General features: G+C 37.3%; 14 protein-coding genes, 1 tRNA gene and 2 rRNA genes (1 of these 17 cut by a window edge). All 17 read left to right on the top strand.

Features of this window, described 5'->3' with window-relative positions:
- Positions 1-3,047 (top strand): 23S ribosomal RNA (locus K412_RS0103255); it begins 8 nt to the left of the window's first position.
- Between the two features lie 257 nt (positions 3,048-3,304).
- A 5S ribosomal RNA gene (gene rrf, locus K412_RS0103250) occupies positions 3,305-3,421 on the top strand.
- A 6-nt stretch (positions 3,422-3,427) separates the two neighbouring features.
- Positions 3,428-3,503, top strand: a tRNA-Asn gene (locus tag K412_RS0103245).
- Positions 3,504-3,806: 303 nt separating this feature from the next.
- Entirely contained in the window at positions 3,807-5,498 is a 1,692-nt protein-coding gene (locus K412_RS0103240; RefSeq protein ID WP_024831787.1) for a GspE/PulE family protein, read from the top strand.
- Between the two features lie 63 nt (positions 5,499-5,561).
- On the top strand, positions 5,562-6,617 hold the full coding sequence (locus K412_RS0103235; RefSeq protein WP_024831786.1) for a type IV pilus twitching motility protein PilT: 1,056 nt from the start codon (positions 5,562-5,564) through the stop codon (positions 6,615-6,617).
- 126 nt (positions 6,618-6,743) lie between these two features.
- Positions 6,744-7,961 (top strand): type II secretion system F family protein, encoded by a 1,218-nt coding sequence (locus K412_RS0103230; protein WP_024831785.1) that lies wholly within the window; start codon positions 6,744-6,746, stop codon positions 7,959-7,961.
- Between the two features lie 36 nt (positions 7,962-7,997).
- Complete coding sequence (locus tag K412_RS0103225) at positions 7,998-8,384, top strand: prepilin-type N-terminal cleavage/methylation domain-containing protein (RefSeq protein ID WP_024831784.1); 387 nt, start codon at positions 7,998-8,000, stop codon at positions 8,382-8,384.
- Between the two features lie 5 nt (positions 8,385-8,389).
- A complete protein-coding gene (locus K412_RS0103220) occupies positions 8,390-9,187 on the top strand; it encodes a prepilin peptidase (protein WP_024831783.1) in 798 nt (265 codons plus the stop codon).
- A gap of 31 nt (positions 9,188-9,218) precedes the next feature.
- Positions 9,219-10,274 carry a type IV pilus assembly protein PilM gene (pilM, locus tag K412_RS0103215; protein ID WP_024831782.1) on the top strand — a complete coding sequence of 352 codons (1,056 nt, stop codon included), beginning with the start codon at positions 9,219-9,221 and terminating at the stop codon, positions 10,272-10,274.
- Between the two features lie 39 nt (positions 10,275-10,313).
- Positions 10,314-10,853 carry a hypothetical protein gene (locus K412_RS0103210; RefSeq protein WP_024831781.1) on the top strand — a complete coding sequence of 180 codons (540 nt, stop codon included), beginning with the start codon at positions 10,314-10,316 and terminating at the stop codon, positions 10,851-10,853.
- Positions 10,854-10,884: 31 nt separating this feature from the next.
- On the top strand, positions 10,885-11,883 hold the full coding sequence (locus K412_RS0103205; RefSeq protein ID WP_024831780.1) for a PilN domain-containing protein: 999 nt from the start codon (positions 10,885-10,887) through the stop codon (positions 11,881-11,883).
- A gap of 59 nt (positions 11,884-11,942) precedes the next feature.
- Positions 11,943-13,349 (top strand): hypothetical protein, encoded by a 1,407-nt coding sequence (locus tag K412_RS0103200; RefSeq protein WP_024831779.1) that lies wholly within the window; start codon positions 11,943-11,945, stop codon positions 13,347-13,349.
- Positions 13,350-13,364: 15 nt separating this feature from the next.
- Positions 13,365-14,273, top strand: coding sequence for a type IV pilus modification PilV family protein (locus tag K412_RS0103195; protein WP_024831778.1), 909 nt, complete (start codon positions 13,365-13,367; stop codon positions 14,271-14,273).
- Positions 14,274-14,285: 12 nt separating this feature from the next.
- The gene (locus tag K412_RS0103190) at positions 14,286-16,850 is read left to right on the top strand and encodes a pilus assembly PilX N-terminal domain-containing protein (protein WP_024831777.1); all 2,565 of its coding nucleotides are present in this window, start codon (positions 14,286-14,288) and stop codon (positions 16,848-16,850) included.
- A 25-nt stretch (positions 16,851-16,875) separates the two neighbouring features.
- Positions 16,876-20,394 carry a fibronectin type III domain-containing protein gene (locus K412_RS0103185; protein WP_024831776.1) on the top strand — a complete coding sequence of 1,173 codons (3,519 nt, stop codon included), beginning with the start codon at positions 16,876-16,878 and terminating at the stop codon, positions 20,392-20,394.
- Between the two features lie 220 nt (positions 20,395-20,614).
- Positions 20,615-21,925, top strand: a complete 1,311-nt coding sequence (locus K412_RS0103180; protein WP_024831775.1) for a putative glycoside hydrolase — start codon at positions 20,615-20,617, stop codon at positions 21,923-21,925.
- A 173-nt stretch (positions 21,926-22,098) separates the two neighbouring features.
- Positions 22,099-24,483 (top strand): vitamin B12-dependent ribonucleotide reductase, encoded by a 2,385-nt coding sequence (locus tag K412_RS0103175; RefSeq protein ID WP_024831774.1) that lies wholly within the window; start codon positions 22,099-22,101, stop codon positions 24,481-24,483.
- Positions 24,484-24,877 lie beyond the last annotated feature (394 nt).

The following is a 24,877-nucleotide window of genomic DNA, read 5'->3' as shown; positions in this document are numbered from 1 at the left end:
TACTAAGAGCATAGGGTGAATGCCTTGGCACCAGAAGGCGAAGAAGGACGTGACAAGCTGCGAAAAGCTACGGAGAGGCGCAAATAGCCATTGACCCGTAGATATCCGAATGGGGAAACCCGGCCGAGTTAAGCACTCGGTCATCGTAACATGAATCCATAGTGTTACGAGGGCAGACGTTGGGAACTGAAACATCTAAGTACCAACAGGAAAAGAAATCAAAAGAGATTCCGTAAGTAGTGGCGAGCGAAAGCGGAAGAGCCCAAACCAAAAGATAGCAATATCTTTTGGGGTTGAGGACTAGCATAATGATCCTTGAGATATAGCAGAATGAGCAGCTGGAAAGCTGAGACCATAGAGGGTAAAAGTCCCGTAAGCGAAATGTTGAGAGGCAGGCTAGAATCCAGAGTACCACGAGGCACGTGAAACCTCGTGGGAAGCAGGGTGGACCACCATCCAAGGCTAAATACTAACTGGTGACCGATAGTGAAGCAGTACCGTGAGGGAAAGGTGAAAAGAACCCCGGGAGGGGAGTGAAAGAGAACCTGAAACTCTATGTTTACAAGCAGTTGAAGAGCGTTAAAGCTCGACAGCGTACTTTTTGTAGAACGGTCCGGCGAGTTATTGTATGCAGCAAGGTTAAGTACTAGAAGGTACGGAGCCGAAGGGAAACCGAGTGTTAAAAGCGCGAGAAGTTGCATGCTATAGACCCGAAACCGGGTGACCTACCCATGGACAGGTTGAAGCGGGAGTAAAATCTCGTGGAGGACCGAACCACATGACCGTTGAAAAGGTCTGGGATGAGCTGTGGGTGGCGGAGAAATTCCAATCGAACTCGGAGATAGCTGGTTCTCCCCGAAATAGCTTTAGGGCTAGCCTCAAGGGAAAATCAAACGGAGGTAGAGCACTGAATGGGCTAGGGGCCTTACCGGGTTACCGAACCCTATCAAACTCCGAATGCCGTAATGATGTTACTTGGGAGTCAGACTATGAGAGATAAGTCCCATGGTCAAAAGGGAAACAGCCCAGACCATCAGCTAAGGTCCCAAAATCACAGTTAAGTGGAAAAGGATGTGGGTTTGCTAAGACAACTAGGATGTTGGCTTAGAAGCAGCCACTCATTCAAAGAGTGCGTAATAGCTCACTAGTCGAGTGAGCCTGCGCCGAAAATTACCGGGGCTAAACTGTGTACCGAAGCTATGGATCAGCGTACATCCAATAGTATTGCTAAATGAAATAAGAAGCGAAGAGGTAATTTCACGAAATGTAACAAATGAAAAATAAATCAAAACATTTCGTCAAATTACATACAGCTAAACTTGTACCGTTAGCAGTAGTATTGGATGTACGAGGGTGGTAGGGGAGCTTACTGTAGTAGGTTGAAGCAAGATCGAAAGGACTTGTGGACGAGACAGTAGTGAGAATGCCGGAATAAGTAGCGAGAGTAAAGTGAGAATCTTTACCGTCGAAAGCCTAAGGTTTCCTGGGGAAGGTTCGTCCGCCCAGGGTAAGTCTGGACCTAAGCTGAGGCCGAAAGGCGTAGGTGATGGACAACAGGTTGAAATTCCTGTACTACCGTTAATCGTTATGAGAGAGGTGGTGACGCAGGAGGATAAGTCAAGCGATCAGCTGGAAAAGATCGTGCAAGCGGGGTAGATAGTCCGGTAGGCAAATCCGCCGGATGTTTCGAAGACGTGATGCGGAGGGAAAACAAGTACCGAAGTGACAGATTCCACACTGACGAGAAAAACCACTATCCAGATTAAAGGTACCAGTACCGCAAACCGACACAGGTAGGTGAGGAGAGAATCCTAAGACGAGCGGGAGAAGCGTTGTTAAGGAACTCGGCAAATTGACCCCGTAAGTTAGCGAAAAGGGGTGCCTCAAGAGATTGAGGCCGCAGAGAATAGGCCCAAGCAACTGTTTATCAAAAACACAGGTCTCTGCTAAATCGAAAGATGAAGTATAGGGGCTGACGCCTGCCCGGTGCTGGAAGGTTACGGGAATTGCTTAGGGGAAACCCGAAGGCATGAACTTAAGCCCCAGTAAACGGCGGCCGTAACTATAACGGTCCTAAGGTAGCGAAATTCCTTGTCAGGTAAGTTCTGACCCGCACGAATGGCGTAATGACTTGGGCACTGTCTCAACAACGTACCCGGCGAAATTGTAGTACTTGTGAAGATGCAAGTTACCCGCGACTAGACGGAAAGACCCCATGGAGCTTCACTGTAGCTTGATATTGGGTTTCGGTATTTTTTGTACAGGATAGGTGGGAGACTGAGAAGTGGTGGCGCCAGCCATCATGGAGTCGACGTTGGGATACCACTCTAAAAGTACTGGAACTCTAACCTGAGACCATAAGCTGGTCTAGGGACACTGTCAGGTGGGCAGTTTGACTGGGGCGGTCGCCTCCCAAAGAGTAACGGAGGCGTCCAAAGGTTACCTCAGTGCGGTTGGAAATCGCACAGCGAGTGCAAAGGCATAAGGTAGCCTGACTGCGAGAGAGACACCTCGAGCAGGTACGAAAGTAGGGCTTAGTGATCCGGTGGTATGAAAGTGGAATTGCCATCGCTCAACGGATAAAAGCTACCCTGGGGATAACAGGCTTATCTCCCCCAAGAGTCCACATCGACGGGGAGGTTTGGCACCTCGATGTCGGCTCATCGCATCCTGGAGCTGTAGCAGGTTCCAAGGGTTTGGCTGTTCGCCAATTAAAGCGGTACGCGAGCTGGGTTCAGAACGTCGTGAGACAGTTCGGTCCCTATCTGTCGCGGGCGCAGGATATTTGAGAGGATCTGTCCTTAGTACGAGAGGACCGGGATGGACGAACCTCTAGTGCACCAGTTGTCATACCAATGGCACAGCTGGGTAGCCAAGTTCGGCAGGGATAAACGCTGAAGGCATCTAAGCGTGAAACCCACCTCAAGATGAGATATCCCACTAGCAATAGGTAAGACCCCATGTAGACTACATGGTTGATAGGTCAGGAGTGTAAGCATAGTAATGTGTTAAGCTGACTGATACTAATAGGTCGAGGGTTTGACCCAAAAGAAACAGGTATCAAAAAAGTAGAAGGTCTTAAAACTAGACAATGAGAGAGCTTCACATCTTCTTAGAAGAATAACATTAGTCAGTTCTGAAGGTACAAAGTACCTGAGCAAAAATTAATAAGTCAGAATCAGATTTTCAGATGCAAGCAATACAAGGCACCGGCGAAGCGAGGAACGGAGTTTATGTGGATAAATGAGTACCGGAGCTAGGAAGGTAACGAAGTAGTGCGACGCATATTAAAATCTGTGAATTTTCTGGTGGAAATGACGAGATGGACACACCCGTTCCCATACCGAACACGGCAGTTAAGCATCTCAGTGCCGATAATACTTGGCTGGAGACGGCCCGGGAAAGTAGGTCTCTGCCAGATTTATATTCCTCAATAGCTCAGTCGGTAGAGCATGCGGCTGTTAACCGCAGGGTCGTAGGTTCAAGTCCTACTTGAGGAGCCAAAAAATAGATCCTTTAGGGTCTATTTTTTTTATGAAAAAATTTCATCAACAGATTCTTTTAGGGTCTTTTTTTTATAAATTTTTTAATATTGGTTGTTAATGGTCGATTAATTTTTATTAATATAGTGAAGCTAACAACTAAGAGCATGTTTAAATAATATCTATTAATTTTTTTTGGGAAATATATAATTTTTGATAAAATAAAAGGATTTTAAGTAACAATATGGAATATATACATTATACCAGAAAAATATACATAAATAGATAGTAGAAGTTTTAAACTTTATTTGGATGTGATTGCTAATGCTCAACAAGACACGAAAGCGGCTTGGAGATTTATTGTTGGAAGTTGAAATGGTAACACCAAATCAGCTTGAATCCGCTATTGAAGTGCAGAAAAAAACCGGTGAGAAACTGGGTTCTATATTAACAAAATTAGGTTATGTTACTGAAGATGACATAATTCAAGTTCTTGAATTTCAGCTTGGTATTCCACATGTTAAACTTGAAAAATATAATATTGATAAATCAGCTTATTTAGCAATACCTGAGAGTATTGCTAAGAGGTATGGTCTTATTCCTATTAAAAAGGAAAAAGGAATTTTGACTGTTGCAATGAGTGATCCTTTGAATGTTTTTGCGATTGATGACTTAAACATTTATTCAGGTATGGAGATACAGCCTGTTATTGCAAGTCTAGATGATATTTCCAAAGCAATAGATAAATATTACAGTGCACAAAAAGCTATGAAGGCTGTTGAGGAATTTAAAAAAGAACAAGTCTCTACAATAAAGATAAATTCAGATACATCAGAAGAGCAAATTGAAGAAATTAATAACGCACCTGCCGTTAAGGTTATTAATTCAATTATAGAGCAAGCTGTGAGAAACAGAGCCAGTGATATACATATAGAGCCTTTTGAAGAATACATAAAAATCAGATTTAGAACAGATGGTCAGCTTTGTGAAATTATGAGGCCAGAAATTGACATAATGCCTGCAATTTCTGCACGTATAAAGATAATTGGTGGTATGAATATTGCGGAGAAAAGGCTGCCACAGGACGGTAGGATAAGTATAGAGGTTGACGGAAAGGAATATGATCTTAGAGTTTCAATTCTTCCAACAATTTTTGGGGAAAAAATTGTTATAAGAATTGCAGATAAAAAGGCATTTGTTTTGAGTAGAAGTCAACTAGGGTTTAATGAACTAGAGGAGAAGCAGTTTCACAAAATGCTTCTCAACCCCCACGGTATTATTTTGGTAACGGGGCCCACAGGAAGTGGAAAGACTACTACTCTTTACAGTGCAATAAGTGAAATCAACAGCCCTGACATCAATATCGTAACAGTTGAGGACCCTGTAGAGTGTGTTATTGATGGAGTAAATCATGTTCAGGTTAATACAAAAACAGGTATGACTTTTGCGGCAGGACTCAGGTCTATATTAAGACAGGATCCTGATGTAATAATGATTGGTGAAATACGTGACAGAGAAACTGCGGAAATAGCTGTCAGAGCAGCAATAACCGGACATCTGGTGCTTAGTACACTTCATACAAACGATGCACCAAGCTCGGTTTTAAGGCTTATAGACATGGGAATCGAACCTTATATGGTTTCATCGTCTATTGTAGGTGTTATTGCTCAGCGATTATACAAAAAAATTTGCAATAATTGTAAAATAGAATATTTAGCAAATGAGGATGAGAAGAGAGTATTGGGTATCACAGATAAAGAGACTGTTTTATACAAGGGGAGAGGTTGTCCCATGTGCAATCATACCGGGTACAGAGGACGACATGGAGTTTATGAGTTGATATCAATTACAAAGAAGCACAAAGAATTGATTAATAAAAAATGCTCGGAAGAAGAATTCAGGAATTATTCCATACAAAATGGAATGGTTACACTAAGAGATAATTTAGCGAAAAAAGTGCTGGCAGGATACACAACTATTGATGAATTAATCCGTATTGCATATTCAAATGATTAAATTTATAGATAAGATAATTAATAATTTGATATTGTTTTGATAAGAAAGGCTTTGGAATTTATTATGCTTTCATTAGAGGATTTGCTAAAAAAGACTTTAGAATTTGGTGCTTCAGATTTACATTTAACAGTGGGGGTTCCTCCAACTATCAGAAAAAACGGAAGACTTTCTACCATAGGTGAAGAAAAGCTCATGCCCTCAGATACTGAAGCTTTCGTCAGAAGTATGCTCAACGAAGAACAGTGGAGAAAATATCAGGAGATTGGTGAACTGGATCTTTCTTTTTCACTTAAAGGTATGGGAAGATTCAGAGTTAATGTTTACAAACAAAGGGGTACCTGCTGTGCCGCCATCAGAATGGTAAACTTGCTTATTCCTTCTATCGAGGAACTTGGCCTACCTAATATTGTTACGGACATGAGCAAGAAAACTAAGGGAATGATTTTAGTTACCGGCCCCACCGGAAGTGGAAAGTCAACTACTTTAGCTTTAATTATTGATTTGATAAATAAAAATAGAGACTGCCATATACTTACATTGGAAGACCCTATAGAGTATCTTCACAAACACAATAAATCCATTGTAAATCAGAGGGAAATAGGGAATGATTCACAATCCTATGCTGCTGCACTTAGAGCTGCATTAAGAGAAGATCCTGATGTAATTCTAGTAGGAGAGATGCGAGATACTGAAACCATAGCTATAGCTGTTACTGCGGCAGAGACAGGACACTTAGTTTTGTCTACGTTACACACTATTGGAGCTGCTAATACAATTGACAGAATAATAGATGTATTTCCTCCTTATCAGCAGCAGCAGATAAAGGTTCAGCTTTCTACTGTCATTCAGTCAGTTATTTCCCAACAGCTTCTTCCGAGAAAAGATAAGCCTGGAAGAGTTCCGGCTATTGAAATTATGGTAGCTACTCCTGCTATAAGGAATTTAATACGTGAGGGGAAAACATATCAGATTAATTCCCAGATTCAGACAGGTGCAAAATACGGTATGCAAGCAATGGACTTAAGTTTGGCAAGCCTATATAAAAGAGGAATTATAAGCCAAGAGGATGCAATGACTTATGCCATGGATCCGGATAATATTATCAGATATATGGGATAAATCGAGTAATATTTATTGACTATTAATTAGGTTATGATATATTAAATATATAAACATTTCCATATCAATACATTTGTGGTTCACAATAATATATTTTTAAATAATATACTTTTTAGGTGATTTTTGTTGGCTAATTATATTTATAATGCTAAAACCAAGTCAGGTGAAACAGTATCCGGCAATGTGGAAGCATCCGACGTCAACATGGCAATAGCTTTTGTCAAAGACAAAGGGTATTTTCCTATGGCAGTGTATGAAAATACCGGACACGGTAAGGAATTTGAGTTTAAAGTACATAAAAATGTAAAGGTTAAAGACCTGTCAATTTTGTGTCGGCAATTTCATACTATGCTAAATGCGGGAGTTTCTGTTATCGGATGTCTTGATTTGTTGCGTAGCCAAACACAGAATCCTACCCTGCGTGATGCAATGTCACAACTTTATGATGATGTACAGAAGGGAAAAACACTTTCCGAATCAATGAAATCACTTTCTAAAGTTTTTCCGGTTCTAATGGTCAGCATGGTAGAAGTGGGTGAGGTAAGCGGAACCCTTGAACTAGTTCTGGAGAGACTATCAATACAGTTTGAAAAAGACACCAAAGTTAAGTCAAAAGTTTCAACTGCTATGATGTATCCTGCGGTTATAGGGTGTATTGCCTTAGTAATGGTTACATTTATGATTGTCTTCATAGTACCTAAATTTGTAAGTATGGTTAACAGTGTTGGAGGGTCACTTCCAATGCCAACCAGAATAATATTATATATAAGTGGACTTTTTACCAATCCTTTATTTTTGATAGGATTTGCTCTTTTTATAGCAGCTGTGGTGTTTGGATTTAGAAGGTTTAAACGTACGGAATACGGTAAATTTTTAATTGACAGTTTTATTTTTAAACTGCCAATGGTTGGTGTAAATGTTCAGAAGATTTTGGCCTCACGTTTTACAAGAACCTTGAGTACTTTGTTAAAATCAGGTGTTTCTCTGATTCATGCCCTTGAGGTTGTAGACGGTGTAGTAAACAACCAGATTGTTTCCAGAGGTCTTATAAAGGTTAAGGAAAGTATTAAAATGGGTTCAAATTTGGCAGCACCTCTTGAGAAAATGGGAATTTTTCCGCTGATGGTAACTCATATGATCAGTGTTGGAGAAGAAGCAGGTTCTCTTGATTCCATCATGGAAAAGGTGGCGGATTTCTATGATGAGGAAGTGGAGACATCTATAAGCAAACTGGTTGCTATGATGGAACCAATTCTGATGATGGTACTTGCGGTTATAATAGGCTTTATTGTTGTAGCAATGATATTGCCCATATTCAGCATGTATCAGGGTGTGGGCCAATAAAATAAATATATATATAACTAATAAGGGGGAGTTCTGATGTTCAAGTTTATTAAGAAAGTAAAGAAGAATCAAAAGGGTTATACCCTTACAGAGTTGATTGTGGTTGTAGCAATTCTGGGTATACTGGCTGCGGTAGCAACACCTATGGTATTAAATCAAGTGCAAAAGGCAAGAAATAGTGCGGATGCAGCTAACTTAAAGGCAATTCAAAATGCATATTTAGTAGGTATGGCTGGCGATTCAAATGCATCGGTTCCGTCTGATTTTACAGGCGTAAAGAATAAAATAGGAGATGCACTGGCATCTATTCCGAAACCTCACGATAGTAACAAGAAGTTTTATATTAATCCCAAAACAGGTGAAGTCACTGCTGCCACTGCAACACCAAGTCCTACAGCAGATTGGATTAATATGAATCCTTAATCAAAATGCAAACATTAATCATAATTTACATAATAATATTCGGGCTTGTAATAGGCTGTTTTCTTAATGTATGTATTTCTCGCATACCACAAAAGCAGTCTATTATAAGCCCCCCATCCCGTTGTACCAGTTGTGGGACAACACTTAGGCCACTGGATCTTGTGCCTGTATTCAGTTTTGTATTTTTGAGAGGCAAATGCCGCTACTGTGGGGAGAAAGTATCCGCCGTGAATCCCATAGTAGAAATCATTACAGCAGCTGTTTTTGTTGTAATTTATCTAAAATACTCATTAACAGTTGAGTTTGCTGCCATGACATTGCTATCCTGCATACTTATTTGCATTGCTTTCATAGATGCAGAGTACAGAATAATTCCAAATGGGTTTATTATTACAGGTTTAATAAGCGGTTCAGCTTTATTTTTATACAATTTATTTTATCCGGTGTATATCTTTGGAGACAGAGTATGGTTTAACCCTATATTGGGTTTTGCTGTGGGTACAAGCTTTCTGTTAATTGTTTCCCTTGTGGGAATGCTTGTTTACAAGAGTGATGATGCTATGGGAATGGGTGATATAAAGCTTTTTGCGGTTATTGGCCTTTTCCTTGGGTGGCGTATGACAATTATCAGTTTAATGCTTTCTGTCTTTGCAGCGGCTATCGGATGTGTTTTACTCATTATACTAAAAAAGAATAACAGAAAGTCCACTATTGCATTTGGGCCATATATAGCAATTGGGACTTTTATAACAATTCTATACGGATGGAATTTACTGGAACAATACATGACCTTACTCAAATAGATATATAAATCGAAATATTGAGGCGAAAGATATGATTGGAAAAAATCTTTTGGCGTTGGATATAGGGAATGACACTATTAAAATTGTCTGCGGCTCCGCAAGTAAGAAAAATATATTAATAAATGAATATGCTATCATTAATACACCCGTTGAGTGCATTAATGACGGTATGATATTTGATGCGGATACGGTGGCTGCGGCTATTTCTGATGCTATTAAAACTCACAAAATACGAGGCGGGGCTCTTGTAATGACTGTTACTGGAACGGGAGTTATTACAAGAGATATAATACTGCCAAAATCAACGGAACAGGAAATTGAGAAGATGCTTGAATTTGAGGCCCAGCAGTATTTTCCTGTGGATTTAAAGGATTATACCGTTGATTTTAAGGTTATGGAGAATATAGGAGAGCAGATTCGTGTGTTGGTTGTAGCTGCTCCTAATAAGCAAATTGAGACTTATATTAATCTGGCAAAGCTTTTAAAACAGCAATTAGCAGCTATAGATATTCCATCTAATTGTGTTCTGAAGCTTTTATCTTTTTTACCCCTGTCTAATGACGAAGCTGCAGAAGAATATGCTGTGGTTGATATAGGAAGGGATACTTCTAGAGTATGTTTTTTCAGAAATAACATTTTAAAATTCAGCAGGATTTTATTAAATGGTGTATCAGAGGTTGACAGCATTATTGCAAATAAATACAATCTGGAATTTAAAGCTGCTGAGGAACTTAAAAAGTCTTTTAAAGGGTTTAACAGTCAGTCTGATTCGGAAGATAGATTTAATGATTTAGGCGAGGTTATTAAAGGGGCACTTGACGGCATAATATCTGATTTAAACAGGTTTTTTGAATTCTATAATTCCAGAGATAATTCAAACAATGTAGAAAAAATTTACATTTATGGCGGTGGCAGTAAACTGACAGGTATTACAGAGTACTTTTCAAGTACTTTCAATATGCCGGTTTTACCCTTTCCTTTATTAAAAGAAATTGATTATAAAGGGCATAAAGGAAAAGAAGCTTTTGACAAGGACTATCCTATTTTGATTAACGCCGTAGGGTGTTTGAACAGGACATTTAAATAGACCTTCTCGTATTAAGGGACATGGTGAGGAGGGGCATTATTGAATATTAAAAGTGAAAAGGGTGTTACCTTAACAGAGGTAATCGGGGCAGTAACGATTTTGCTTATACTAATGGTACCACTATCATTTATTTTTACTACTACTTATACCAAATGTGTGGTAGAGGCTGACAAAGCGGCTGCTCAGCAAGTAGCAAGAGAAGTTCTGTATGGCGATGGAATAAACTTCAATGGCATAATAGGTGATTTGGGAAAGTCAAATTCAAAATGCAGTGAAGTAGTTATTAAAGATATACTTCCAGATGGATGCAGTATAAGTATTCCTTCTGGTAATGGAATCACAGAGTACTTGTATGAAACGGATAGTAGCGGAGGTGTGATTAAATATAACGGTAAGAGGATTAATGAAAAATCTTCTTCAGGAAAAGAAATTAAAATAATAGATTTTTATCTTCAAAAAATTATAAAAAATAATTTTAACGATAATGACCAATTAAGAGTTCAAGTCAGGGTATCTTGCGGCAAAAGCGGAATTGTAGAGGTTGAAAGCAGCTACAGATTCCCCAATATAGAAGAGTAGATAAAATATACATGCAAGGGTGGGATAGTATTTGAAAGACTTAAATCTTATTCCTAAAAGTTTGATTGTTGACAAAAAGAATAAAGTTAAAAAGACATATCTCTCTATCCTTATAATTTGTATAGGCATTATAGTTGCCGCTGCATATATAGTTCCTACAATTTATGAAAACAATTTGCGTAATAATAAACAAGAACTTGAAAAGAAGGTAAATAGTACGAATAGCTATGTTGAAACCGTGAATGAGTTCAATTCTCTAAAAAAAGCAGTAGAAGTAAGGGAAGCTGAAGGAAAGAGACTATCCTCTAATCGTCTTGATATTTTGGGTATTGTTAATGCAATCGAAAATGCATGCCCTGAGAAGCTTTTTATCCAGAATTTTGCATCAACGGGAAATAACGAATCAGATGCAAAAGTTGTTTTAAAGGGCGTTTCAACGGATGAGAACACCTTGGCTTCTTTTTTAAGAAATCTTATGGATGATGATTATTTTAATAGTGTTGTTTTATCAAATATTTCAAATAATCAAGTAAATAACGGTACTACTTTTGAAGTTACCTTAAATGGTATAAAGAAAAGCGACCTTATTATATATAATAGCTGGAATAACGGGTTCAGGATTTGTTATGAGCCTGACTGGAGTAAAAAAGCAGATAAAAATGATAATGTTTTGTTTACAGCAAATAATAGATTGACTTCTAGAGATGCAGATTCTCTTGAAATCACTGTCATTTCTACTGAACTTACATCAAAGAAATTTACTGATAAGAGAATTAATAAATTAAAAAATGAGCTGGAAGGATTTGATGAAATATATACTTCCAAGACTAAAAGCTCAGGAGAGGAAGCTTACAAAGTAATGTATCTGGGAGATGAAAAGGGAACCAGATATAAATATTTAGAGCTTTGCCTAGTCAAGGACAACAAGGGCTTCATAGTTAAATATAAAAGCGAGCCTAATAGTTTTGATGTTAAGGCAAGAACAATTGACCGTATACTTAAATCCTTTATTGTAATAGAAAGTTCGTAAATAGTTTTGATTCAGTTTGAGTGATTATTTGATAAACTATGAAAGAAGTGGAGATACATATGACGTTAACTCAACGTGATAAAAAACTACTAATTGCTTTGGGAGTTGTGGTATTTACTGTTGGTTTTCTGAAGTTCTTATTGTTGCCAAAGTTAGCTTCCATCAGCCAACTTAAAACGGACATTGCAACATTAAATGACTCCTATGCCATAAATATGGCTTATAAGGCAAAGGTAAACAGAATTGACGGAGATATCAAGATACTCTCTAAAAAGCTGTGGGACTTGAGAGAAACTTATCCGCCAAGTATTGACAGTGATGAGCTTCTGGTGCTTATGGATAATTTAACAAGTGAGGCCGGACTGGAAGTAAAGTCAATTTCTTTCAGCTCTATAAGTGGGATTGATGGAGGTAAGGCAGATTCAGAGGATGATTCTTCGTCAGAAGACAAGGATACTACTCAAAAAGAAGCCGATAGACATGGGGATAAGGTTAATGATAATGATATTTTAGAAAATGGAGATGGAAGTAAGTTAGGTAATGGAATATTGTCTGATATCAGAAATTACTTTTATCTTTGGGGACTTAAAAGTAAAAAAAGCAGTGCAGATGATTATGCTATGCCGGATGGCAAAAGCTACGGTGTATCTGTTAAACTTGAGGCCACTGGAAGTAATGAGCAAATAAAAGCCTATTTTGATAAGATTTCAAAGCTCAAAAACAAGGCGCTATGTAAAGCGGTTAGTATTTTACCCGGACAGGGCAGCAACCAGAATGATAAAAATAAGCAAAACTTAAAGCTGAGTGCTGATATAGTATTTTACGGAATTTTGGATAAAGGAGCAGGCGAATATTATATGCTTGAAGATGGCAAATGGGCTCCGATTCCCGCTAACGGAAAAAAAGATATTTTTAAAGCATATAATGGATTTAATCCGTTAGGGCAACCCGGATATACAAAAGATAAGAATATTAGCAATACTAACAACAATGTTGAAGATAAAGCTAAAAGTCAGTTGGATGAAAATATTCCCAGTATGTATGATTTTTCTGTAGTAGCATCTCACTTCGGAGGTGGGCTTGCTCCAAGTGTATCAATTAACTGTAAAAACCCGGCGTTACCGGAAAATTCCTACTCGGTAGTTTATGGTGACAACAAGGGTATAGAAAATGCTGAAATATTTATTGAGCAGAAAAACGGTAAATATTTCTGTAAATTTAAAACAGACCATGAAAGTTACCCTGATAAGGAATACAGGCAGACTATGGAATTTGTTCCGGTGGGAGAGGATTTAAAGCTTGTTATTATTTCTTCTGAGAGGCGAGATGAGAACGACAATTCAGGTGTAAAACTAAATATAATTAATAATTCGGATAAGCAACTTGTTTATCAGATTTTCATGGATGATTCCAGTTTGCCCAGAGTTGAAATTGGGAAAACAGTTGGAAATGTTATTAGGCAATAATAGCAGGTGATTTTTATGCTTAAACTCAAAAAGCTGCTTAAAAATGAAAATGGCGAAACCTTTATAGAAGTATTGGCTGCAGTAATTTTACTGGCGGTAATTGCAGGACCTTTGCTGAGTATAACCCTGTCTTCCTATTACTATAACAGGGATTCGGAGCAAAAGATTAAAGCGGCTTCCATAGCACAAATGGTGATGGATGAAGTAAAGTCTAAAAAGAACCTTAGAAGTACCGGGGACAGTTACTTACCGTTTGACATAGAGCCTTTTAAAGAGGCGGTTAGCACAACGCTGCAACCATACTACAAGATTGTAAACGTAGAAAAGGGTCAGTTAACGCCTACAACAGATTATACATATGATTACTCTGAAGCAGATAACCCTGATTTGGAGCTCATTATTGAACAGGGCACTAGTGGGGATAATGAGATACCTATGATTGAATTGAGAGTACTTCATGGAGCCATAGGTCCAAGCAGTATGAAAATTGATTCAGGGTTTAATTGCCGTATTGAGAAACTAATTATGGAGTTTGATAAAAATGGCTCTAGTTTCAAATGTGGTATAGGCAAAAGTTCACCTGTTAGTTTATTAGAATTTACACCGGTCAGTCAGGATTATATAAAGCTTAAGTTAAGTTGCAAAAATGATGATGGTAAGCCCAACTCTGATGAGCAGATTAAGGTTTTTACTTACAGCAATCAGGAGGTTAATCTTAAGGCATATGTAACTGATGGCAAAGAGTTGGAACCAGGAGTTTGCTTTGTTAATAAAAGTAGCAAGATGGAATATGAAATTAATTACATGGAAACAAAGGCTTTTGATTATAGTGGTTGGATGAATGAACTTCTCAAAATAGTAGTTGAAATCAGAAAAAAAGATGGCACAGTTATTTATACAGCCTCATCCTATGTAAAGAAGTAGCAGGTGATTACAATGTGTAAAATAAGGGGTTATTTTAAAAACAGTAATGGTTCTTCTTTGGCTATGGTTTTATTCTTAGTGTTTGTTTTATCTGCTACTGCTTTGGCTGTTATGGCACTTACAGGTTCAGAACTTGTTATGAGTACTGTAACATCTGACAGAAGCAAAGCTTTGTTTGCTGCTCAGGCAGGTGCCGAAAAAGTTGCTCAAAAGCTGGATACGCAAGTAGGAAAAATACAAGATGAAGCAAGGGTAACTTCCAGCCAAGTGATTAAAAAGGCTATTGATGACAGATTGCCTGTTTTCAACGAAATAATTGATACTACTGATTCTAATAATATTAAGGTATTGAAAGAGAAAGAACTAAATGATATTTATGAAGCTGAATATAAATATCAATTTTTTAAATTATTGCTGGATTGGATTGAACAGCAGACAGCTGCCGGAGGAGAATGGGACAGTACTATAACCCATGGTGTCCAACATATTGTTACTAAAGAGGGAAAAGATGTTATAATAAATGATGGAAGCTTTTTTTACAGCTTAATACGTCCCAATAAATCTGAAAAATTTTATTCGTCTATAGTTGATACCACACTTCAGATAAATGAAATTTCCTCAATCACCGTAAAATCAACGGGAGAATACAAGTCAGGCAAGTATACTTACAAAAGAAGCATTTTAGCAGAGTTTAGTCTTTTAACTGAATCAGTAAATGACAATTCTGAAATACCAATTATTTACAGCAAACTTACAAAGGTTAAGGTCAATAAGGACAACAAACCTGAAATACTTAAAAATAAAGCTATTGTGGCACGAAAAAATATTATTTCGGTTAGCGGAACCGTTAACATTGAGAAGGGAAATGCTATTTGCTTTGGATATATCCCAACCACAAACGGTACTGATATTGACTATAATGCTGATGGTTATAAATATGGCGGTTTTATGGCAGGGATGACAAGAGATACTTGGAATGATACCAATTTGGGACATGATAACAAAAGCATTAAAAATAGCATAATAGATGCTATACCCAGTATGTCTGATTTTGATTTCACAAATCTCCCGGGCTCTTTTAATATTCAAGAAGGTAATGCAATTACCGCAGCATATATTCATACTCTGTATAGTAATGCAAACTCACCATCAAAAATAAACATTCAAAAAGGAGATGTTTATGCCAGAAGTGTAAAAGTAGAAAATAAGGCTCATTCAAGTGAAGTTAACTTGAAGAATGTTATCTTAACTGATGATTTACGAATTGATTCAAATAATTCCACTGTAAATATAGGTAAGTGGGATGGAGGAGAAGCCGGGGAGGGTATGATTGTAGGGCTGAATCCAGGGGATTCAGCCTCTGGGTATGATACTTCCAGTGCAGTTATAGTTTCGGGGGACTCAAACCTTAATATAAACGGAAGTCTTTATATTGGAGGAACAACGTACTTTAACGAATATAAAAATATTACTGACAATAAAATGTACTTTTCAGGAATATCAGTACTGAAATCGGGAAGTTTACCGGCAGAAGCATTCCGTATGTGGGATGACATTGAAGTTCCGTCAAAGGAGGAATTCCCCGGAAATATATTTTATTTATTTGACAATACCCGTGATAAAAACGGCGTGCCGGACGCTGATGATTATATATATGTAAATGACCCTATAGAACAGCAAAAACTTATTAGTGCAGGGTTTAATTATAAGTCCAAGAACGAAAGTCAGTCTGATGAGTCTACCACAGTACAAATGATGATGGGAAGTCAAACAAGGCCTTTGTTCAACATACTTGACAGAGCTATGCACTTTAAATGGATATGGGATAACTTTTGGAAGGATGATGTGGGATATTATTCTTACCTAAATTCAGGAGATATCAAAATAGCATATTATGAAAAAGATAGTGATGGCAATGATATTAGAAAAACAGATAAAGTTAAAGGCTGGTGCTTTGGAGCTGTTGCCGCCAACGATACGGTTTATGGACCATATGGTGGATTTACGGAGACGGGTAACGAACAGTACTATATTGAAAAAGGTATGAGGTCTCTTTTATATAGAAATAACATGAATTTATTTGTACAGGAGTTTGAACAGGTAATGGATGTAAAGCCTGCTAAGAGCCTGACGGATAACGGAAGTGCCAGCGAAAAAAAAGGACTTATTAATACAGAAGTAAGGCCGGATGAAATAGTAGTTTCCAAATCAGGAATTTTTTTACTTAACAGCAGCCATAATGTTGTTTTATCAGGAGGGCAGGTAAACAGTGTAGATATTCCAAGAGAGGACGGATATTTGCAAGGGATTATCTATTCTGCAGGTGATATATATGTAGGGGCAGGGACTAAATTCAAAGGGATATTAATTGCAGAGGGTAATATAGTATTTCTTGGAGGAGCAGATATTTCTTATGATGAAAATGTCGTAGATATACTTTTGAGTGAAGAACCCGATGCAGGGAGACTGTTTAATTACAATGCGTCGGAGATTATTTTAAGTAATTCATCTATAAAGACAATTAAAAAACCAAATGTTAAAAATATAAAGATAACTTCATGGAAGGAAGAAAAATAAAATAATTGCATGGAGGTTGATGCTAATGTTCAAGAAAGCACTATGTGTCTTGATGGCTCTTATCATTATGATTGGGCTAATGATTCCACAGACAGTTCTGGCTGAAAGTAATACATACACAGAAGAATCAAATACACTATCTGGCGACCAAAGGTTGACTGTAGAAATTCAAAAGGTTGATTCAATATTTGTCTGGTTTACAGATGTTATATTGAGCCACGGATACGAGGATTGGTTTCCTGATAATAATTCCTGTAGTGATTACAACTATGATAATGGTATTTTCCAGTATATCAAGGTGAAAATCACAAATACCAGTGATTCTGTTATAACTCTTAGTGGAAATAACCAACTTGTGCTTAGGTTTACAAACAAGTCTGGAAAAGAACTGGGTTTGAAAATATATGAGTTTTCTGCCTATAAAAACATTGATAAATCAAACAGAGAGTATTCATTTGGCTCCGGATTGCTATCAAACAGAACTATAAAAAGTCATGGCTCCATGGATATCTACGGTTATGTAAAATGGATGAACTTCTCTGATTTGGGATGCACTATAGTGAGACAGCCTGCAGAAAATAAAATACAGATTAGACTTACTGAAAAAAGTTATCCAACTAATCCTTCTGAGTTTTCGTCTAAGGATAGAATTCATTCGGTGTTAAAGCTGTATAACGAGGGTAGTAATAATATTGATTTAAATAAAGTAAGAATACATTACTACTTTAACATGGATGGTGACTTAAACAAGGTTGCTCCTAAAACTGAAAAAGTAGAGGGAAAAATTTATAATTACCAGTCTAGCCGGTCAAATCCATATGAAGATGTTATACAAACCCTACCATCAGTATTTATTAATATGGGTGAGTATTCAACACCTGAAACCAACTGTTTTATTGAAATCGGTTTTCCGTCAAAAGATAACGTATCAAGTTACACGAATTATTTGTATAAATTTTTACGGTATCATAGCAGTTTATGGAATGACATTTTTATAAAGAGTGATGTAAACTGGCTGGATGATATTTTAGTAAAAAATATTAATATTGGAGGCAGCAATTGTTCTTCTGATAATGAGAAACACAGATGGTGGTGGAACTGGGCCAAGGACTATACTGTCAGTTCAAAGAATTATGAGCTTAGTGGGAAATCAGGCAATAATACTTCACATGCTGATATTGAGCTTGAAATAGTAAAGGAATTTATAGCTCAAACCACTGGAGATACGTCTGAACTGAGAAAATTTAAACAGGCTAATCACTACTCATTTAATCCCGGAGAAGAAGTGGATTGGGAAAGAGTTACAGTATATTATGATGGTGAACTTATATGGGGAAAAGAACCGGGGAAAGAGCTTGTGGCGCCTCAAACCCTTCGGGCAATTGCTAAAAGAGATGGCATATTGGTAAGCTGGGATGAGGTAAATGGTGCGGAAGGTTACAAATTGTGGAGAAAAGGTCCTGGTGATACTGATTTTCTTCCGCTTCCTCAGTTGTTATCTGACAGCTCCATTATTGACAATAACGTTTTGCCTGGAAAAACCTATACATATAAGGTGCAGGCTGTTTCAGAGAATGGAGAGAAGTTGGGACCATTTTCAAATGAAGCTTCTGCCACTGCCTTGATTCTGACGGTTAATGGGTTGTATGCGGAATATAATAACTGGAAAACTATTGATGGTAGTAGTTTAACAAACTATGGCTATGATTTGGAAAGCAATTTTACCACAAATTATATAATGGAAAATACGGAACTTGCAATGTCCAGAATTGACCCTAAAATTGATTTTACAAAAGATAATGCAGAACTTTACTACAGATGGGGCAATAGGGCGCCTGATCCGAAAGTCAATGCTGACCACTATTCAGTGATTTGGTCAGGGTATATTATGCCGGAGTTCGACGAGAACTATACATTCTATACCATAACAGACGACGGAGTGAAACTATGGATTGATTTAAACAGAAATGGCAGATTTGATACAAACGAGCTTTTGATTTCAAACTGGCAAAAGCATTCTGAAACAGAGAATAGTTCAAAGTCAGTACAAATGGAAAAGGGCAAAAAGTACAGAATTAGAATGGAATACTATGAAAATGAGTACGATGCCGTTGCAAAACTTTTATGGAGTAATCCGCGAAAAGCAAAAGAAGTAGTCCCAAACTCTCAGCTGTTTGTTGACGGAAAAATTGATATTCCCAGGACTCCGATAAATCTTAATATAGATTTGAATAATGACAATAGTGTAGTACTTACATGGGACAGTATTCCTGAAGCACAGGGATATAAGATTTATCAAACAGACTGGGAAGGCAATACCACAATAATTAATGTAAAAGATAATTCATACACCGTGCCTAACTTGCAATTTGGTGAATACAAATTCAGTGTAAGTGCTTGGAATGAGGCAGGAGAGAGTGCAAAATCTGAGCCTGTGAAGGTTGTAGTGGGACTGGGTGCACCTCAGAATCTGAAAGGTACTGTAAACAAAAACACAATTAACCTTTCATGGGACCCGGTAGATACTGCCTCGGGATACAGGCTGTATAGAGTGAGCGACGGAATACAGACAACAGTTCTTTCTATAGATAATAAATATACTGACAATAAGGTTGAATACGGAAAGGTATATAAGTATTTTGTTTCGGCCATAAAAGATGGCTATGAGGGTGCAAAATCAAGAGAAATAACTATTGCTGTACCCCCTGCTGCTCCTTCAAACTTAAAGGCGGCTCGGGCGGGAGAAGCTGTTCAGCTGCGGTGGAATCCTGCTCAAGGGGCTCAAACCTATAGCGTATTAAGGTCTAATAGCCCTAATGGGCCATACGAAATCATTAAAGAAGGAATAACAGAAATATCCTTTTTGGATAATTCTATTCCTAAAACCACAAACAACAGAGGAGTAAAATACTATTATAAGGTAGTTGCCGTTGCAAACGGTGTAAAAGGTCCTTACTCTAACATTGCAGATGTTGTAATGTATCCTTTTGTTGAAACAGAACTGGGTTTTGTATCGTATGACATAATAAATAATTCAAGAAACCCAAATCTTGAGTTTGTACTGGGCTCGTATATACCTGTTTCTTTTGAGTTACAGTTCAAAAACAGAACTTCAAATCCAGGAATGGTTATGAATACTGATGTTACAAATAAAAAGAATATCAATGAAAAACCATTTTTCTTGGAATTGGTCAGCAAAAATATAAAGGTTACTGTAAAGAAAAAAGATTCTACTGAGTTTTTAAAGGTTAATGATAATAAAATAACTAAAAAAGTCATTAAAGTAAAAGATAAATATATGATTGACATAGAAGTAAACGGAAGTTATGATGCAGGAGATGTGGTGAAAATTGAGTTTAGCCCCAAAGTATCCACATATAAGGATGATGATGTAGAGGATTACTATGGAGCTATATACCAGCTTAATTTAGGCTTGTACGCAGATGGTTATGGAAGCAGCGAAAAGCCAATAACAACAGATATTAATGGAAATTCTCTTAACCCTCTTGAAGTAAGAATTGTCAATCCAAATAAGCTCAATTAATTTAATTAGTAAATTTTATAAAGACTTGATTTCCTACATGGAGATTAGGTCTTTTTTTATTTTGGCAAATATTTCCGTTATATATATTACAAATATGTTGTAAATAGGTTTGATTTTATTACCCGGATTCTGTATAATCTCAATGTATCTGATTGAAAATATCAATTCATGATTATACTACATAATATCACAAAAAACATGGGGAATGGGGAACTTCTAAATGAAAAACAGGAAAAACATTAAGGTTTTATTTACATCTCTTTTTCTAAGTATGACCGTTGCAGCAGGTTCATTTTTTCTTACAGGATGTAATGAAAACGGGACAAAAGACCCTCAAAGCACAAGCGCAAGTACAAGCACAACTCCTTCATCTGCTGTAAGTACTGAGACAAAGCCTTCAGATTCGACAGCTGCAAATTCTACAGCAGCCTCAGATTCTACAAAAGAAGAGCAAGTACCTCAATCCGAAGGGTTACAATTATCGCCAAGTATTGAAAAAGCAAAAGTTAAGGCCGTATACCTTACAGGGCCTTCTGCTGGTTCTTCGGCAAAAGTTGATAAAATTATAAATATGGCGAAAAATTCTGAGTTGAATACTGTGGTTATTGATGTCAAGGAAGATGGTGCGGTAAATTATAGCACAAACCTTGATTTGGTTAAAAAATATGGCAAGCAAGTAAAATACTATAATCCTAAAGATGTTGTAAAAAAATTCCATGACAATGGAATATATGTAATAGGCAGAATAGTTGTTTTCAAAGACCCTGTTCTGGCCAAAAACAGAGCAGACCTGGGGGTAAAGACTCCAACTGGAAAACTATGGCTGGAAAACGGTTCAACCCCTTGGACAAACCCTTATATGGAAGAGGTTTGGGATTACAATTTAGCAATCGCAAAAGAAGCTATATCATACGGTTTTGATGAAATTCAGTTTGACTATGTAAGATTCCCTACAGGAAGTAAAAAATCCATTAGTTATGGTGCAAATGTTCCTGAAAAGGCCGAAGCAATAAACGAATTCCTTGCAAAATCTGAAAAAGAACTTCATCAGGAGTTGGGAATACCTGTTTCAGCAGACGTGTTTGCAATAATTATTGAAAGTAAATTAGATGGAGAAAGTATTGGACAGAGATTCCAGGAAGTTGGAAAAGATATATACTGCATAAGCCCAATGATTTACCCGTCACACTATGCAAATAATTCACCAAAAGGAATAATGGGTAATGGCGTAGGTCAGAAGATTAATGGGGTTACTTATACCAAACCGGATATGGATCCTTATGGTGTAGTTTACAATTCTTTGTTATCAGCAAAGAAGAAAATATCTGAAACTACGAACTACAAGGCAAAATTAAGACCATATATACAGGCGTTTACTGCGAAATATCTGCCAGCAGGTTATTTCCAGACTTATGGTACGGAACAGATCAGACAGCAAATCAAGGCAATTTACGATGCCGGGTATGAAGAATGGATACTTTGGGATCCAAGTAATAAATATCAGGAATCATATTTTGAAAAAGAAAAATAATTATTTCCCTTGAAAAAAATGCCTTGCTTCATTTAATTAATGGGGCTAGGCGTTTTTTTTATAAATTCAGAAATATTTATCTGTATTGAATATGTGTAATTTAAGTGATACAATATGTAGTGTCTTTTGAAGAGTAAAATACAAAATATAGACAAATGAGAGGGGATTTATTGATGAAGTTATCGGAGAATGCCATCAAAGTATTGGAGAAAAGATATCTTGAGAAAGACGAAAACGGAAATTTACTTGAGGACTGTGAAGGAATGTTTCATCGTGTTGCAAAGGCAATAGCCTCTGCAGATGCTAAGTATACTGATGAAAAAGGATTGGCGGCAATTGAACAGGAATTTTATGATATGATGGCTAATCTTGAATTTTTACCTAATTCACCTACTTTGATGAATGCTGGAAGACCTTTAGGTCAGTTAAGTGCTTGTTTTGTTCTTCCTGTAGAAGACACAATGGAAGGCATTTTTGAATCTATAAAAAATGCTGCATTAATACATAAAAGTGGCGGAGGAACTGGTTTCAGCTTTTCTAGACTCCGTGCAAAAGGATCAACTGTAAATTCAACTGGCGGCGTTGCAAGCGGCCCTATAAGTTTTATGAAGGTTTTTAATGCCGCAACAGAAGCGGTAAAACAAGGGGGAACCAGACGCGGTGCCAACATGGGTATTTTAAGAATTGATCACCCTGATATTATGGAGTTCATTTCCTGCAAAAGTGATAATTCAGAAATAACTAATTTTAATTTAAGTGTTGGAATTACTGAAGATTTCATGAATGCTGTAGAACACAATCTGGAATATGAGCTTTTGGATCCTAAATCAAAGAAGCCTGTTGCAAAACTTAATGCTAAAGAAGTTTTTAATGTAATTGTTGAAATGGCTTGGAAAAACGGAGAGCCTGGTATAATTTTCCTAGACAGACTTAACCGGGATAATGTAACTCCTAAGCTTGGAGAAATAGAAAGTACCAATCCATGCGGTGAGCAGCCATTGCTGCCTTATGAGGCATGTAATCTTGGCTCAATAAACCTATATAATATGATGGATGATTCACATAAAACAATTGATTTTGATAAATTAGAAAAAACGGTTAGAAAAGCTGTTCGTTTTCTGGATAATGTAATAGAGGTTAACAAATATCCTTTGCCTGAAATTGATAAAATGACAAGAGGTACCAGAAAAATAGGCCTTGGTGTTATGGGATGGGCAGATACACTTTGTGCACTGGGAATAGCATACAATTCTCAAACTGCAATTGATTTAGCAGACAAGGTTATGTCATTTATCAGTGACATTGCAAAGAAAGCTTCACAGGATTTGGCTGAATTGAAGGGTGTTTTTCCTTTTTATGAGGACAGTATATATGCCCAAAAAGGTATAAAGATGAGAAATGCCACTACTACCACTATTGCACCAACTGGTACATTGAGTTTAATAGCCGGTGTTTCAAGCGGAATTGAGCCGATTTTTGCAATTTCATATATCAGAAATGTTATGGACAACAGTGAATTGGTGGAGGTTAACCCTGTATTCAAAGCTGCTGCACTTTCAGGGAACTTCTATTCAGACGAACTTATGAAGAAAATTGCCAAGGTTGGAACTGTTAAAAATATGAATGAAGTACCAAAGAATGTTCAGGATATATTTGTTACTGCACATGATGTACTTCCCGAATGGCATGTAAAAATGCAGGCGGCATTCCAGCGTCATACAGACAATGCGGTTTCCAAGACAGTTAATTTAAGTCATGATGCAACTACTGATGATGTTAGAGAGGTATTCACTCTGGCTTACAAGACTCAGTGCAAAGGTGTAACAATTTACAGAGACGGAAGCCGCGACCTGCAGGTTCTCAATATTGGGAAAGTTAAAGGTAAGGAAAAAGCTGCTGACAAGGAGCCAGCCGAAGAGAATATTTACTGTGATGCTTGTGCAGTTAATAATATGCCCGGTAAAATAGAACCAAGGCCAAGACCAGACATTACAACAGGCTTTACAGAAAAAGTGGGAATAGGCTGCGGAAATCTGTACATTACTGTAAACTACGATGAAAATGGTATTTGCGAGGTATTCACAAATACAGGACGTGCAGGAGGCTGTCCTTCGCAATCAGAAGCTACAAGCCGTTTAGTATCGGTAGCATTACGTTCAGGTATGGATGTTAAATCAATTGTTGAACAGCTAAAAGGTATAAGGTGTCCGTCTACTATACGCCAGAAGGGCTTGAAGGTTTTGTCCTGTCCGGATGCAATAGGCAGGCTTATTGAGAAAGTTGCCAAAATCCAGAGCAACAAAGACGAGGACGTAGCAGGCGAAATATGTGCAACAACAGAATACAGTTTACTACAAAAGCCTTCTGCCAGAACTGCTCATACTGAAGCAAGTGATTGCGACTCACAATGCAGCAGCTGTACAATGAATGCAGTATGCTCAAACCCAGAAAATGATGTAGATTTTGTAAGTGCTGAATGCCCGGAGTGTGGTAAGGCACTGGAGCATGAAGGCGGTTGTGTTATTTGCAGGAGCTGCGGGTATAGTAAGTGTGGGTAATATCTTGGGGTGGTGTAAGGTCCTAGAAAAACTAGCATAGACTGGATTAGGTTCTTTTACACAGAAAACGTTTTTGAATTTTAATTAAATGAACTTGATTTATTTTTATAGTGAATAGAAAAAGGCTTCTTCTAAAAAGGAAGCCTTTTTCCTATTTATATGACGTCAACTAAATAAATATATTATGTTGTTCATTACTTTGATATGTTTGTTAAAGAAAGTCGCTAATATTATGTAATTATATTTTACCTAAAATGTAAATATAAACGTGGTATTGAATAATTTTACAAAATATTATAAAATATACAGATAGCTTGGTAGTATGGTAGCATGGTAGAAAAGTCATTTAAGTTAAGCTTTATGTTTTTAGCAAATTATGTTCATATGAATTGCA

This window comes from Ruminiclostridium josui JCM 17888 (assembly GCF_000526495.1).
Taxonomy (GTDB): domain Bacteria; phylum Bacillota; class Clostridia; order Acetivibrionales; family DSM-1351; genus Ruminiclostridium; species Ruminiclostridium josui.
The sequence above is the reverse complement of the archived record's forward strand: the minus strand, read 5'-3'. Positions and strand labels throughout refer to the sequence as shown.

Coding starts and splice junctions, on each gene's coding strand:
- K412_RS0103185 (WP_024831776.1), top strand. CDS start 16,876: ATGTTCAAGAAAGCACTATGTGTCTTGATGGCTCTTATCATTATGATT.
- K412_RS0103200 (WP_024831779.1), top strand. CDS start 11,943: ATGACGTTAACTCAACGTGATAAAAAACTACTAATTGCTTTGGGAGTT.
- K412_RS0103235 (WP_024831786.1), top strand. CDS start 5,562: ATGCTTTCATTAGAGGATTTGCTAAAAAAGACTTTAGAATTTGGTGCT.
- K412_RS0103180 (WP_024831775.1), top strand. CDS start 20,615: ATGAAAAACAGGAAAAACATTAAGGTTTTATTTACATCTCTTTTTCTA.
- K412_RS0103195 (WP_024831778.1), top strand. CDS start 13,365: ATGCTTAAACTCAAAAAGCTGCTTAAAAATGAAAATGGCGAAACCTTT.
- K412_RS0103240 (WP_024831787.1), top strand. CDS start 3,807: ATGCTCAACAAGACACGAAAGCGGCTTGGAGATTTATTGTTGGAAGTT.
- pilM (WP_024831782.1), top strand. CDS start 9,219: ATGATTGGAAAAAATCTTTTGGCGTTGGATATAGGGAATGACACTATT.
- K412_RS0103225 (WP_024831784.1), top strand. CDS start 7,998: ATGTTCAAGTTTATTAAGAAAGTAAAGAAGAATCAAAAGGGTTATACC.
- K412_RS0103220 (WP_024831783.1), top strand. CDS start 8,390: ATGCAAACATTAATCATAATTTACATAATAATATTCGGGCTTGTAATA.
- K412_RS0103190 (WP_024831777.1), top strand. CDS start 14,286: ATGTGTAAAATAAGGGGTTATTTTAAAAACAGTAATGGTTCTTCTTTG.
- K412_RS0103175 (WP_024831774.1), top strand. CDS start 22,099: ATGAAGTTATCGGAGAATGCCATCAAAGTATTGGAGAAAAGATATCTT.